The organism is Romboutsia sp. CE17, assembly GCF_012317385.1.
In the GTDB taxonomy this organism is placed as follows: Bacteria; Bacillota; Clostridia; order Peptostreptococcales; family Peptostreptococcaceae; genus Romboutsia_E.
Genome location: NZ_CP051144.1, coordinates 2,450,412 through 2,465,434, shown reverse-complemented (window position 1 = coordinate 2,465,434; position 15,023 = coordinate 2,450,412). Strand labels below are relative to the sequence as shown.

The following is a 15,023-nucleotide window of genomic DNA, read 5'->3' as shown; positions in this document are numbered from 1 at the left end:
TTAAAATTATTAAAAAAGAAATCCACAAAAAATGTGAATGAAATGTGGATAAAAATACCATTATAAGGCTATAAGAAGAATACAAGATGTTTATAATGTTAATAAAAAATAAAGGGGTTGTGGATTATTTTCAAAGGTGAATTTAGTTAGAAAAAATATTAAAAAAGGTATTGACTGATTTAAAATATGGTGATAAAGTATTACTTGTCCAAGAGATACGGACGAAAAATAAAACGAAAGAAAGTCTTGACTAAGGGGTAACAACCTGATAAGATAAGTAAGTCGAGAAAATGAACTTTGAAAATTAAACAGTAGGTTAATTTATATAACTTAAATTCTTTTATAAGAATTAAACACAAACAACCAAGCCAGATATTCAGATAATGATTAGCTGAGCGATGGACAACTTTTATTTGAGAGTTTGATCCTGGCTCAGGATGAACGCTGGCGGCGTGCCTAACACATGCAAGTCGAGCGAACCCTTCGGGGTGAGCGGCGGACGGGTGAGTAACGCGTGGGTAACCTGCCCTATACACACGGATAACGTACCGAAAGGTACGCTAATACGAGATGACATAAGAGATTCGCATGGATTTCTTATCAAAGCTTTTGCGGTATAGGATGGACCCGCGTCTGATTAGCTAGTTGGTAAGGTAACGGCTTACCAAGGCGACGATCAGTAGCCGACCTGAGAGGGTGATCGGCCACATTGGAACTGAGACACGGTCCAAACTCCTACGGGAGGCAGCAGTGGGGAATATTGCACAATGGGCGAAAGCCTGATGCAGCAACGCCGCGTGAGCGATGAAGGCCTTCGGGTCGTAAAGCTCTGTCCTCAAGGAAGATAATGACGGTACTTGAGGAGGAAGCCCCGGCTAACTACGTGCCAGCAGCCGCGGTAATACGTAGGGGGCTAGCGTTATCCGGAATTACTGGGCGTAAAGGGTGCGTAGGTGGTTTCTTAAGTCAGAGGTGAAAGGCTACGGCTCAACCGTAGTAAGCCTTTGAAACTGGGAAACTTGAGTGCAGGAGAGGAGAGTGGAATTCCTAGTGTAGCGGTGAAATGCGTAGATATTAGGAGGAACACCAGTTGCGAAGGCGGCTCTCTGGACTGTAACTGACACTGAGGCACGAAAGCGTGGGGAGCAAACAGGATTAGATACCCTGGTAGTCCACGCCGTAAACGATGAGTACTAGCTGTCGGAGGTTACCCCCTTCGGTGGCGCAGCTAACGCATTAAGTACTCCGCCTGGGAAGTACGCTCGCAAGAGTGAAACTCAAAGGAATTGACGGGGACCCGCACAAGTAGCGGAGCATGTGGTTTAATTCGAAGCAACGCGAAGAACCTTACCTAAGCTTGACATCCTTTTGACCTCTCCCTAATCGGAGATTTCCCTTCGGGGACAGAAGTGACAGGTGGTGCATGGTTGTCGTCAGCTCGTGTCGTGAGATGTTGGGTTAAGTCCCGCAACGAGCGCAACCCTTGCCTTTAGTTGCCAGCATTAAGTTGGGCACTCTAGAGGGACTGCCAGGGATAACCTGGAGGAAGGTGGGGATGACGTCAAATCATCATGCCCCTTATGCTTAGGGCTACACACGTGCTACAATGGGTGGTACAGAGGGCAGCCAAGTCGTGAGGCGGAGCTAATCCCTTAAAGCCATTCTCAGTTCGGATTGTAGGCTGAAACTCGCCTACATGAAGCTGGAGTTACTAGTAATCGCAGATCAGAATGCTGCGGTGAATGCGTTCCCGGGTCTTGTACACACCGCCCGTCACACCATGGGAGTTGGGGGCGCCCGAAGCCGGTTAGCTAACCTTTTGGAAGCGGCCGTCGAAGGTGAAACCAATAACTGGGGTGAAGTCGTAACAAGGTAGCCGTATCGGAAGGTGCGGCTGGATCACCTCCTTTCTAAGGAGAATTGCCTACTGTTTAATTTTGAGGGTTCATTCCTCAAAATTGTTAGTACTTTGAGCAACGGGATATTCTCAGAGAGAATAGACGTTGGCGATGTACGTTAGTACTTTGAAAACTGCATAACATTTAGTGATATGACATCATTTAATTATAAATAGACAAGACAAGTCTTTAAAATTACAAACTTTAATAACTGGTCAAGTTATTAAGGGTGCAGGGCGGATGCCTTGGCACTAGGAGCCGATGAAGGACGTGATAAGCTGCGATAAGCTTCGGGGAGTTGCACGTAAACTTTGATCCGAAGATTTCCGAATGAGGAAACTCACTTAGAGTAATGTCTAAGTATCGTTAAGTGAATACATAGCTTAGCGAGGGGAACCCGGGGAACTGAAACATCTAAGTACCTGGAGGAAGAGAAAGAAAAATCGATTCCGTAAGTAGCGGCGAGCGAACGCGGAACAGGCCAAACCAATGAAGTTTACTTCGTTGGGGTTGCGGACATGTCATTAACGAAGAGGTATCGTAAGTGAAGAGAGTTGGAAAGCTCCGCTATAAAAGGTAATAGCCCTGTAGCTGAAACGAGAAGACTTTAGACATGATCCAGAGTACCACGGGACACGTGAAACCCTGTGGGAAGCAGGAGGGACCATCCTCCAAGCCTAAATACTACCTAGTGACCGATAGCGCATAGTACCGTGAGGGAAAGGTGAAAAGAACCCCGGGAGGGGAGTGAAATAGAACCTGAAACCCTGTACTTACAAGCTGTGGGAGCACATTTCTTGTGTGACCGCGTACTTTTTGTAGAACGGGCCAACGAGTTACGTTAAGTAGCAAGGTTAAGCACTTAAGGTGTGGAGCCGTAGCGAAAGCGAGTCTTAAATGGGCGATTTAAGTTACTTGGCGTAGACCCGAAACCGGGCGACCTATCCATGAGCAGGTTGAAGCGAAAGTAAAATTTCGTGGAGGACCGAACCCACGAGCGTTGAAAAGCTCGGGGATGACTTGTGGATAGCGGTGAAATTCCAATCGAGCCCGGAGATAGCTGGTTCTCCCCGAAATAGCTTTAGGGCTAGCCTCAAGGTTGAGAGAAGCGGAGGTAGAGCACTGAATGTCCTAGGGGGTATTGCACTTACCGAAGACTATCAAACTCCGAATGCCGTATTCTTATACTTGGGAGTCAGACTGTGGGTGATAAGATTCATAGTCAAGAGGGCAACAGCCCAGATCGTCAGCTAAGGTCCCTAAATGTACGTTAAGTGGTAAAGGATGTGGGATTGCACAGACAACCAGGATGTTGGCTTAGAAGCAGCCACTCATTTAAAGAGTGCGTAATAGCTCACTGGTCGAGTGATCCTGCGCCGAAAATTTCCGGGGCTAAAACGTACTACCGAAGCTACGGCATCATTATGATGGGTAGGGGAGCTTCGTATGCAGGTTGAAGCATGACCGTAAGGACATGTGGACAGTATACGAGTGAGAATGTTGGCATGAGTAGCGAGATGTGGGTGAGAATCCCACAGGCCGTAAACCCAAGGTTTCCAGGGGAAGGTTCGTCCGCCCTGGGTTAGTCAGGACCTAAGCCGAGGCCGAAAGGCGTAGGTGATGGACAACAGGTTGATATTCCTGTACCACCAATAACCGTTTGAGAGATGGGATGACACAGTAGGATAAGCTAACCGTACTGTTGGTTATGTACGGGCAAGCATTGAGGCAGTTCCTATAGGCAAATCCGTAGGAATAATGCTAGGATGTGATGCGGAGCGAAATTTAGTAGCGAAGTAGCTGATTTCACACTGTCGAGAAAAGTCTCTATCGAGGTTAAAGGTGCCTGTACCGCAAACCGACACAGGTGGGTGAGGAGAGTATCCTAAGGCCAGCCAGAGAACTGTTGTTAAGGAACTCGGCAAAATGACCCCGTAACTTCGGGAGAAGGGGTGCCTGCATTTGCAGGCCGCAGAGAATAGGCCCAAGCGACTGTTTACCAAAAACACAGGTTTCTGCTAAGTCGCAAGACGATGTATAGGAGCTGACGCCTGCCCGGTGCTGGAAGGTTAAGGGGATCTGTTAGAGCAATCGAAGCAGTGAACTTAAGCCCCAGTAAACGGCGGCCGTAACTATAACGGTCCTAAGGTAGCGAAATTCCTTGTCGGGTAAGTTCCGACCCGCACGAAAGGCGTAACGATTTGGGCACTGTCTCAACAACAGACTGGGTGAAATTGTAATACCGGTGAAGATGCCGGTTACCTGCGACAGGACGGAAAGACCCCATGGAGCTTTACTGTAGCTTGACATTGGGTCTTGGTACTACATGTACAGGATAGGTGGGAGACTATGAAGCGTGAACGCCAGTTTGCGTGGAGTCACCCTTGGGATACCACCCTTGTAGTACTGGGACTCTAACCATAGGCCATGAATCTGGTCTTGGGACACTGTCAGGTGGGCAGTTTGACTGGGGCGGTCGCCTCCCAAAAAGTAACGGAGGCGCTCAAAGGTTCTCTCAGTACGGTCGGAAATCGTACGTAGAGTGTAAAGGCACAAGAGAGCTTGATTGCAAGACATACAGGTCGAGCAAGGACGAAAGTCGGACTTAGTGATCCGGTGGTTCCGCATGGAAGGGCCATCGCTCAACGGATAAAAGCTACCCTGGGGATAACAGGCTTATCTCCCCCAAGAGTCCACATCGACGGGGAGGTTTGGCACCTCGATGTCGGCTCATCACATCCTGGGGCTGTAGTAGGTCCCAAGGGTTGGGCTGTTCGCCCATTAAAGTGGTACGCGAGCTGGGTTCAGAACGTCGTGAGACAGTTCGGTCCCTATCCGTCGCAGGCGTAGGAAATTTGAGGAGACCTGTCCTTAGTACGAGAGGACCGGGATGGACGCACCTCTGGTGTACCAGTTGTTCTGCCAAGGGCATAGCTGGGTAGCTAAGTGCGGAATGGATAAGCGCTGAAAGCATCTAAGCGCGAAGCCGACTTCAAGATAAGATTTCCCACCGTAAGGGTAAGACCCCAGGAAGACTACCTGGTTGATAGGTCGAAGGTGTAAGTGCAGTAATGTATTTAGCTTATCGATACTAATAGGTCGAGGACTTGACCACAATTTAAATGATAAATTCTAAATGATATGCAGTTTTCAGAGTATTAACTCTAAATATGCGGGTGTAGCTCAATGGTAGAGTTCCGGCCTTCCAAGCCGGCTGTGAGGGTTCGATCCCCTTCACCCGCTCCAAATAAGATTATGTGGTTATTATAGCAAAGAGGATACACCTGTTCCCATTCCGAACACAGAAGTTAAGCTCTTTAGCGCTGATGGTACTTGGGGGGCAACCTCCTGGGAGAGTAAGACATAGCCACGTAATCTTTTTTTGTGAAAAGATTATAATTTAAAGAGACAAAGACTAAAAACATAAAAATAAACCATCTAAATCTGATGGTTTATTTTTATGTTAAGAATTATATGAATTTTATATAAAATTAAAGATTATTTAAATAACTTACTATAAATTCATAGATAAAATCTTATTATAAAATTCTAATAATTAATTATAGTAGAAAAAAGTTAAATAAAAAATATAAAAAATAATTTGTGAACAACTAAGTTGATAATGTGGATAAAGTTTTGAAATATAGCTAGAATATAAGATGTTTTCTTGTTGATATTGTTGATAATTTTTTTAGGAAAATTGTGAATAAAATTTAGTTAGAAAAAATATTAAAAAAGGTGTTGACCGATTTAGAATATGGTGGTAAAGTATTACTTGTCCGAGAGATACGGACGAAAAATAAAACGAAAGAAAGTCTTGACTAAGGGGTGAGAACCTGATAAGATGAGTAAGTCGAGAAAATGAACTTTGAAAATTAAACAGTAGGTTAATTTATATAACTTAAATTCTTTTATAAGAATTAAACACAAACAACCAAGCCAGATATTCAGATAATGATTAGTCTGAGCAGGTAGTCAAATTTTGAGCAACGGGATATTTTCGGAGAAAATAGACGTTGGCGAAATGAGCGAAAGCGAATTTTATTTGAGAGTTTGATCCTGGCTCAGGATGAACGCTGGCGGCGTGCCTAACACATGCAAGTCGAGCGAACCCTTCGGGGTGAGCGGCGGACGGGTGAGTAACGCGTGGGTAACCTGCCCTATACACACGGATAACGTACCGAAAGGTACGCTAATACGAGATGATATAAGAGATTCGCATGGATTTCTTATCAAAGCTTTTGCGGTATAGGATGGACCCGCGTCTGATTAGCTAGTTGGTAAGGTAACGGCTTACCAAGGCGACGATCAGTAGCCGACCTGAGAGGGTGATCGGCCACATTGGAACTGAGACACGGTCCAAACTCCTACGGGAGGCAGCAGTGGGGAATATTGCACAATGGGCGAAAGCCTGATGCAGCAACGTCGCGTGAGCGATGAAGGCCTTCGGGTCGTAAAGCTCTGTCCTCAAGGAAGATAATGACGGTACTTGAGGAGGAAGCCCCGGCTAACTACGTGCCAGCAGCCGCGGTAATACGTAGGGGGCTAGCGTTATCCGGAATTACTGGGCGTAAAGGGTGCGTAGGTGGTTTCTTAAGTCAGAGGTGAAAGGCTACGGCTCAACCGTAGTAAGCCTTTGAAACTGGGAAACTTGAGTGCAGGAGAGGAGAGTGGAATTCCTAGTGTAGCGGTGAAATGCGTAGATATTAGGAGGAACACCAGTTGCGAAGGCGGCTCTCTGGACTGTAACTGACACTGAGGCACGAAAGCGTGGGGAGCAAACAGGATTAGATACCCTGGTAGTCCACGCCGTAAACGATGAGTACTAGCTGTCGGAGGTTACCCCCTTCGGTGGCGCAGCTAACGCATTAAGTACTCCGCCTGGGAAGTACGCTCGCAAGAGTGAAACTCAAAGGAATTGACGGGGACCCGCACAAGTAGCGGAGCATGTGGTTTAATTCGAAGCAACGCGAAGAACCTTACCTAAGCTTGACATCCTTTTGACCTCTCCCTAATCGGAGATTTCCCTTCGGGGACAGAAGTGACAGGTGGTGCATGGTTGTCGTCAGCTCGTGTCGTGAGATGTTGGGTTAAGTCCCGCAACGAGCGCAACCCTTGCCTTTAGTTGCCAGCATTAAGTTGGGCACTCTAGAGGGACTGCCAGGGATAACCTGGAGGAAGGTGGGGATGACGTCAAATCATCATGCCCCTTATGCTTAGGGCTACACACGTGCTACAATGGGTGGTACAGAGGGCAGCCAAGTCGTGAGGCGGAGCTAATCCCTTAAAGCCATTCTCAGTTCGGATTGTAGGCTGAAACTCGCCTACATGAAGCTGGAGTTACTAGTAATCGCAGATCAGAATGCTGCGGTGAATGCGTTCCCGGGTCTTGTACACACCGCCCGTCACACCATGGGAGTTGGGGGCGCCCGAAGCCGGTTAGCTAACCTTTTGGAAGCGGCCGTCGAAGGTGAAACCAATAACTGGGGTGAAGTCGTAACAAGGTAGCCGTATCGGAAGGTGCGGCTGGATCACCTCCTTTCTAAGGAGAATTACCTACTGTTTAATTTTGAGGGTTCATTCCTCAAAATTGTTAGTACTTTGAGCAACGGGATACTCTCAGAGAGAATAGACGTTGGCGATGTACGTTAGTACTTTGAAAACTGCATAACATTTAGTGATATGACATCATTTAATTATAAATAGACAAGACAAGTCTTTAAAATTACAAACTTTGAGCAATGGGATTTACCTGAATGAATATGAAGGTAAAGACATTGGCGAAGCATTTTAATAACTGGTCAAGTTATTAAGGGTGCAGGGCGGATGCCTTGGCACTAGGAGCCGATGAAGGACGTGATAAGCTGCGATAAGCTTCGGGGAGTTGCACGTAAACTTTGATCCGAAGATTTCCGAATGAGGAAACTCACTTAGAGTAATGTCTAAGTATCGTTAAGTGAATACATAGCTTAGCGAGGGGAACCCGGGGAACTGAAACATCTAAGTACCTGGAGGAAGAGAAAGAAAAATCGATTCCGTAAGTAGCGGCGAGCGAACGCGGAACAGGCCAAACCAATGAAGTTTACTTCGTTGGGGTTGCGGACATGTCATTAACGAAGAGGTATCGTAAGTGAAGAGAGTTGGAAAGCTCCGCTATAAAAGGTAATAGCCCTGTAGCTGAAACGAGAAGACTTTAGATATGATCCAGAGTACCACGGGACACGTGAAACCCTGTGGGAAGCAGGAGGGACCATCCTCCAAGCCTAAATACTACCTAGTGACCGATAGCGCATAGTACCGTGAGGGAAAGGTGAAAAGAACCCCGGGAGGGGAGTGAAATAGAACCTGAAACCCTGTACTTACAAGCTGTGGGAGCACATTTCTTGTGTGACCGCGTACTTTTTGTAGAACGGGCCAACGAGTTACGTTAAGTAGCAAGGTTAAGCACTTAAGGTGTGGAGCCGTAGCGAAAGCGAGTCTTAAATGGGCGATTTAAGTTACTTGGCGTAGACCCGAAACCGGGCGACCTATCCATGAGCAGGTTGAAGCGAAAGTAAAATTTCGTGGAGGACCGAACCCACGAGCGTTGAAAAGCTCGGGGATGACTTGTGGATAGCGGTGAAATTCCAATCGAGCCCGGAGATAGCTGGTTCTCCCCGAAATAGCTTTAGGGCTAGCCTCAAGGTTGAGAGAAGCGGAGGTAGAGCACTGAATGTCCTAGGGGGTATTGCACTTACCGAAGACTATCAAACTCCGAATGCCGTATTCTTATACTTGGGAGTCAGACTGTGGGTGATAAGATTCATAGTCAAGAGGGCAACAGCCCAGATCGTCAGCTAAGGTCCCTAAATGTACGTTAAGTGGTAAAGGATGTGGGATTGCACAGACAACCAGGATGTTGGCTTAGAAGCAGCCACTCATTTAAAGAGTGCGTAATAGCTCACTGGTCGAGTGATCCTGCGCCGAAAATTTCCGGGGCTAAAACGTACTACCGAAGCTACGGCATCATTATGATGGGTAGGGGAGCTTCGTATGCAGGTTGAAGCATGACCGTAAGGACATGTGGACAGTATACGAGTGAGAATGTTGGCATGAGTAGCGAGATGTGGGTGAGAATCCCACAGGCCGTAAACCCAAGGTTTCCAGGGGAAGGTTCGTCCGCCCTGGGTTAGTCAGGACCTAAGCCGAGGCCGAAAGGCGTAGGTGATGGACAACAGGTTGATATTCCTGTACCACCAATAACCGTTTGAGAGATGGGATGACACAGTAGGATAAGCTAACCGTACTGTTGGTTATGTACGGGCAAGCATTGAGGCAGTTCCTATAGGCAAATCCGTAGGAATAATGCTAGGATGTGATGCGGAGCGAAATTTAGTAGCGAAGTAGCTGATTTCACACTGTCGAGAAAAGTCTCTATCGAGGTTAAAGGTGCCTGTACCGCAAACCGACACAGGTGGGTGAGGAGAGTATCCTAAGGCCAGCCAGAGAACTGTTGTTAAGGAACTCGGCAAAATGACCCCGTAACTTCGGGAGAAGGGGTGCCTGCATTTGCAGGCCGCAGAGAATAGGCCCAAGCGACTGTTTACCAAAAACACAGGTTTCTGCTAAGTCGCAAGACGATGTATAGGAGCTGACGCCTGCCCGGTGCTGGAAGGTTAAGGGGATCTGTTAGAGCAATCGAAGCAGTGAACTTAAGCCCCAGTAAACGGCGGCCGTAACTATAACGGTCCTAAGGTAGCGAAATTCCTTGTCGGGTAAGTTCCGACCCGCACGAAAGGCGTAACGATTTGGGCACTGTCTCAACAACAGACTGGGTGAAATTGTAATACCGGTGAAGATGCCGGTTACCTGCGACAGGACGGAAAGACCCCATGGAGCTTTACTGTAGCTTGACATTGGGTCTTGGTACTACATGTACAGGATAGGTGGGAGACTATGAAGCGTGAACGCCAGTTTGCGTGGAGTCACCCTTGGGATACCACCCTTGTAGTACTGGGACTCTAACCATAGGCCATGAATCTGGTCTTGGGACACTGTCAGGTGGGCAGTTTGACTGGGGCGGTCGCCTCCCAAAAAGTAACGGAGGCGCTCAAAGGTTCTCTCAGTACGGTCGGAAATCGTACGTAGAGTGTAAAGGCACAAGAGAGCTTGATTGCAAGACATACAGGTCGAGCAAGGACGAAAGTCGGACTTAGTGATCCGGTGGTTCCGCATGGAAGGGCCATCGCTCAACGGATAAAAGCTACCCTGGGGATAACAGGCTTATCTCCCCCAAGAGTCCACATCGACGGGGAGGTTTGGCACCTCGATGTCGGCTCATCACATCCTGGGGCTGTAGTAGGTCCCAAGGGTTGGGCTGTTCGCCCATTAAAGTGGTACGCGAGCTGGGTTCAGAACGTCGTGAGACAGTTCGGTCCCTATCCGTCGCAGGCGTAGGAAATTTGAGGAGACCTGTCCTTAGTACGAGAGGACCGGGATGGACGCACCTCTGGTGTACCAGTTGTTCTGCCAAGGGCATAGCTGGGTAGCTAAGTGCGGAATGGATAAGCGCTGAAAGCATCTAAGCGCGAAGCCGACTTCAAGATAAGATTTCCCACCGTAAGGGTAAGACCCCAGGAAGACTACCTGGTTGATAGGTCGAAGGTGTAAGTGCAGTAATGTATTTAGCTTATCGATACTAATAGGTCGAGGACTTGACCACAATTTAAATGATAAAATCTAAATGATATGCAGTTTTCAGAGTATTAACTCTAAATATGCGGGTGTAGCTCAATGGTAGAGTTCCGGCCTTCCAAGCCGGCTGTGAGGGTTCGATCCCCTTCACCCGCTCCAAATAAGATTATGTGGTTATTATAGCAAAGAGGATACACCTGTTCCCATTCCGAACACAGAAGTTAAGCTCTTTAGCGCTGATGGTACTTGGAGGGCAACCTCCTGGGAGAGTAAGACATAGCCACGTAATCTTTTTTTTATTTTATATAAGTTTACATTATCTACATAACTACCTAATATTAATAGTTTTCTTTACTAAATAAGAAAATATAAGTATTAGGTAGTTTTTTATGCTAACATTAATATAAAGTTTATTAACCACTAAGGGGGATTTAGTAATGGATATAATTGAAAATTTAATTAAACAGGGAATTAGTGAAAGCTTAATAGACGATGTATTATATTATAGAAACTATTATAATTTAGACAAAGAATTAGAATATAGAATAACAAAATCTAAATCATATTTTTACGGAAAAGAAAGTGATCTACAAGAAGAAAAATTAATTTATGGGAATGACTTCATTTACATAAAAGATATAGAGAAATTTTCAGATATTGTATCAATGTATTTGAAGAAAGTTATAAGGAATTAAGTTAAAAAAGAAGGAATACAAATGAATATATAGAAGTACATATTATATTTATAAAAAATTAAATATCTATTATTTATAGGTTCTTATGAAGATTAATAGGGAAAGAGGTGAAAATCCTCTACAGCCCCCGTTACTGTAATGTGGACGAAAATTTTATAAACCACTATGATTATTTATTAATCATGGGAAGGTAAAGGAGTAGGAAGAAGCTAAGTCAGGAGACCTGCCTAATAAATATTTATATAACTTTTTCGGGGAGGGAAAAGATTATGATAAATCGCATTTTTAGTGATTGTATTATTAACTTAAAGCCTAACCAATTAGTTAGGTTTTTTTAATACAATATAAAAATATAGAAAGAAGATATTAACATGATAGTTATTGATAAATATGCTTATACAAATAATCTACGAAGTATGAATCCAAATTTTAAATTTGGAGTAGGTATTATATTTTTAGTTGGGTCTATGCTAATCAAAAACTTGATAATTTTATCACTTATTATTTTACTAATGAGTGCAGTTATAGTAGGTGTAGCTAAAATAGATATAATTGATTATATAAATCTATTAAAAATTCCAATAATATTTTTAATTATGAGTATAGCCATGACCCTTATAAGTGTAGCAGATAATCCTAGCAACTTGATAAAAAGCTTTTGCATAGGAAGTAAGTATATAGGTATATCCAATGAATCTATAAGTACATCTATTCATATTTTTTTTAGGGCTATATCTTGCTTAACGTGTGTATATTTTATAATGTTAACAATACCTTTTAATCAATTATTGTTTATATTTAAGAAGATGCATATACCAAGTATAATTTTAGAGTTATCGATGCTTATTTATAGATTTATTTTTATATTTATGGAAGAAGTTTCGGATATACGTAAATCTCAAGAATTAAGATTTGGATATATTGATTTAAAAACATCTTATAAATCTTTTGGACTTTTAGGGAACTTGTTATATAAAAGAATGATGATAAGATATGAAGAAATGTGTATATCACTAGATATGAAGTTATATAACGACACATTTCATATAATAGGAGAATAGTATGTTTAAAATAAATAATTTAACATATCAATATGAGAAAGGGAAACTAGCTTTATCAAATGTGAATATGGATTTTGATAAAGGAGATGTTATAGGAGTCATAGGAACTAACGGATCAGGCAAATCAACTTTATTTATGAATATGATGGGAATCTTAGAGCCTAAGATGGGAAGTATACTATTTAAAAATGAACCTGTACAATATAACAAAAGATATTTATATGGATTAAGAAAAGAGGTTGGTATTGTTTTTCAAGATCCAGAAAAGCAAATATTTTACTCCATGGTATATGATGATATTGCCTTCGCTTTAAGAAATATAGGTGTACCGGAAGAGATTATAAAAGAAAGAATATTAAATGCTTTAGAATGTGTAAATGGATTAGATTTCATTGATAGGCCTGTACACTATCTTAGCTATGGTCAAAAGAAAAGAGTGGCAATAGCTTCAGTAATAGCTATGGAAAATAATATGATATTATTAGATGAGCCAACTGCGGGGTTAGATCCAGTTAGTACTAAGGCTATAGTTGATATTATAAATAACTTGAAAAATAAAGGTGTAAAGATAGTTATATCGAGTCATGATATGAATTTAATTTATCATATATGTGACTATATATATGTTTTGAATAAAGGAGAAGTGATTAGTGAAGGTAGTGCAGAGTTAGTTTTCAGTGATGAAAAAAAAATATTAGATGCAGGTTTAGAACTACCTTGGCTAGTAAAACTTCATAAAAATTTAGACCTACCATTATTCAAGACAGAGGAAGAGTTATATAATTTTTGGAAGGATACAAAGAAAATAGTAAATCATTAATTAAATTAGATAGAAGAATTTGATGAAAAAAATAAAAAGGAATAAATTGACATAAGGCTATAAATTGTGTAATAATTTATTTAGAAAGAAGTACTATCGATTTGAATATATTTAGAAATAGAACCATGAAGGTTTTTGTATTTGTAGAGGGGAATACTCTGCATATGCAAGAACCTTTTTTATTTAGAAACAATCTATTTAATTTAGGGGGGAAAATATGGTATTAAAGAAATTAAAGAAAATAATAACATTATCGCTTATGGTAGCTCTAACAGCTACAGCATTAGTAGGATGTACAAGCTCTAGCTCAAAGGAATCAAATTCAAAATCTCAAGTAACAAATGAAAGAAAAGCTAATAATGAGCTTATAGCAGCTGTAACATATGAACCGGAAGAAGGGTTTGATGCAACTGAAAGTGATCATGGGGACATGACAAGAGTATTCTTTAGTACTTTATTCCAAAGGGATAAAGATTTAGGTATGAAAAATGATTTAGCTGAAAGTCATGAAATATCTGAAGATAGATTAACATGGACTGTAAAAATAAGAGAAGATGTAAAATTTACAGATGGAGAACCATTAACAGCAGAAGATGTTGTTTATACATATGAAATTGCAAAAAATAGCGGTTCATCTATAGATTTAACTATGTTAGAGAGTGTTAAGCAAGTAGACGAATATACTATAGAATTTAAGCTTAATAATCCTCAATCAACATTTATAGAGAAGCTAGCAAGAGTGGGGATAGTTCCAAAACATGTACATAATGAAGGGTTTGCAGATAATCCTATTGGGTCAGGTCCATATAAATTTATTCAATGGGACAAAGGTCAACAAGTAATTGCTGAAGCAAATGAAGACTATTATGGAGATGTTCCATCTATTAAGAAGTTAACTATGGTATTTATGGATGATGATGCAGCATACGCAGCACTTAAAGCAGGTGAAATAGATATAGCATCAATACCAGGGTCTTTTGCTAAAGAAGAAGTAGAAGGTAAAAAGCTAATAGAGTTAGATAGTATTGAAACTTACGGCGTTGCTTATCCTATGGAGAAACCAGGCAAAAGAACAAAGGATGGGAACCCAATAGGTAATGCGGTAACAAGTGATGAAGCAATAAGAAAAGCTATGACTTATGCCATAGATAGAGAAGAATTAGTTGAAGGGATTCTAGAAGGTTATGGAGCGCCATCGTCAACAGGACTAGAGAAGATGCCTTGGTTAAATGAAGATACAGTAATAAAACCTGAAGAAGATGGAGATATAGAAGGAGCTAAAAAAATATTAGAAGAGGCTGGATGGAAAGACACTAATAATAATGGAATAATAGACAAAGATGGTGTTGAAGCTGAATTTAGTTTATTATATACAGATGGAAAGTATAGACAGGAACTTGGATTAGCTTATGTTGAGGTAGCTAAGGAACTAGGTATAAAAGTTAATTTAGAGGCTAGAACATGGGACACAATTATTCCAGATATAAATTCTCAAGCTGTACTTTATGGATTTGGTTCAGGAGATCCTTCAGAAATATACAATTTATATAGTAGTAAGACTTTAGGCGTGGGAGTTCCTTGGAATAACTCAGGGTACTATAAAAATTCTATAGTAGATAAATATATAGACCAAGCTTTGCAAAGTGAAAGTGAAGATGATGCATTAGAATACTGGAAAAAAGCTCAATGGGATGGGAATACAGGATTCTCTCCAAAAGGTGATTGTGCATATACTTGGTTTGTAAATGCAGGGCACCTTTATTTAGCTGATGAAGATTTAGATATAGGTACTCCAGTTGTTCAGCCTCATGGAGGTAGAGTGTTATACAATATAACTGAATGGAAATGGAAGTAATAGAAATATCAATTGACAGGT

4 protein-coding genes, 2 tRNA genes, 6 rRNA genes and 1 riboswitch are annotated in these 15,023 nt (G+C 42.3%); all 12 genes read left to right on the top strand.

Annotation, left to right across the window (positions count from 1 at the left end; translation table 11 throughout):
* The first annotated feature begins 409 nt into the window (after positions 1-409).
* The 12 genes from HF520_RS11765 (at position 410) to HF520_RS11710 (ending at position 15,002) form a co-directional block, all read left to right on the top strand.
* A 16S ribosomal RNA gene (locus tag HF520_RS11765) occupies positions 410-1,910 on the top strand.
* Between the two features lie 201 nt (positions 1,911-2,111).
* Positions 2,112-5,013, top strand: a 23S ribosomal RNA gene (locus HF520_RS11760).
* Positions 5,014-5,070: 57 nt separating this feature from the next.
* A tRNA-Gly gene (locus HF520_RS11755) sits at positions 5,071-5,144 on the top strand.
* Positions 5,145-5,154: 10 nt separating this feature from the next.
* A 5S ribosomal RNA gene (gene rrf / locus HF520_RS11750) occupies positions 5,155-5,271 on the top strand.
* 668 nt (positions 5,272-5,939) lie between these two features.
* A 16S ribosomal RNA gene (locus HF520_RS11745) occupies positions 5,940-7,440 on the top strand.
* Between the two features lie 257 nt (positions 7,441-7,697).
* A 23S ribosomal RNA gene (locus tag HF520_RS11740) occupies positions 7,698-10,599 on the top strand.
* 57 nt (positions 10,600-10,656) lie between these two features.
* Positions 10,657-10,730 (top strand) — tRNA-Gly (locus tag HF520_RS11735).
* Positions 10,731-10,740: 10 nt separating this feature from the next.
* Positions 10,741-10,857: ribosomal RNA gene (gene rrf, locus HF520_RS11730) — 5S ribosomal RNA — on the top strand.
* Together the 16S, 23S and 5S rRNA genes with 2 tRNA genes alongside form the textbook arrangement of a ribosomal RNA operon.
* 151 nt (positions 10,858-11,008) lie before the next feature.
* On the top strand, positions 11,009-11,266 hold the full coding sequence (locus tag HF520_RS15285; RefSeq protein ID WP_168574210.1) for a hypothetical protein: 258 nt from the start codon (positions 11,009-11,011) through the stop codon (positions 11,264-11,266).
* A gap of 60 nt (positions 11,267-11,326) precedes the next feature.
* Positions 11,327-11,511: riboswitch (cobalamin riboswitch) on the top strand.
* Positions 11,512-11,637: 126 nt separating this feature from the next.
* Complete coding sequence (gene cbiQ / locus HF520_RS11720; RefSeq protein WP_168574209.1) at positions 11,638-12,327, top strand: cobalt ECF transporter T component CbiQ; 690 nt, start codon at positions 11,638-11,640, stop codon at positions 12,325-12,327.
* A 1-nt stretch (position 12,328) separates the two neighbouring features.
* Entirely contained in the window at positions 12,329-13,147 is an 819-nt protein-coding gene (locus HF520_RS11715) for an energy-coupling factor ABC transporter ATP-binding protein (protein WP_168574208.1), read from the top strand.
* 217 nt (positions 13,148-13,364) lie between these two features.
* Positions 13,365-15,002: an ABC transporter substrate-binding protein gene (locus HF520_RS11710; protein WP_168574207.1), complete on the top strand. Its 1,638-nt coding sequence runs from the start codon at positions 13,365-13,367 to the stop codon at positions 15,000-15,002.
* Positions 15,003-15,023: the final 21 nt, after the last annotated feature.

Bases quoted from the DNA above. Each gene is read 5' to 3' on its own strand.
- HF520_RS15285 (WP_168574210.1), top strand. From the start codon at position 11,009: ATGGATATAATTGAAAATTTAATTAAACAGGGAATTAGTGAAAGCTTA.
- cbiQ (WP_168574209.1), top strand. From the start codon at position 11,638: ATGATAGTTATTGATAAATATGCTTATACAAATAATCTACGAAGTATG.
- HF520_RS11715 (WP_168574208.1), top strand. From the start codon at position 12,329: ATGTTTAAAATAAATAATTTAACATATCAATATGAGAAAGGGAAACTA.
- HF520_RS11710 (WP_168574207.1), top strand. From the start codon at position 13,365: ATGGTATTAAAGAAATTAAAGAAAATAATAACATTATCGCTTATGGTA.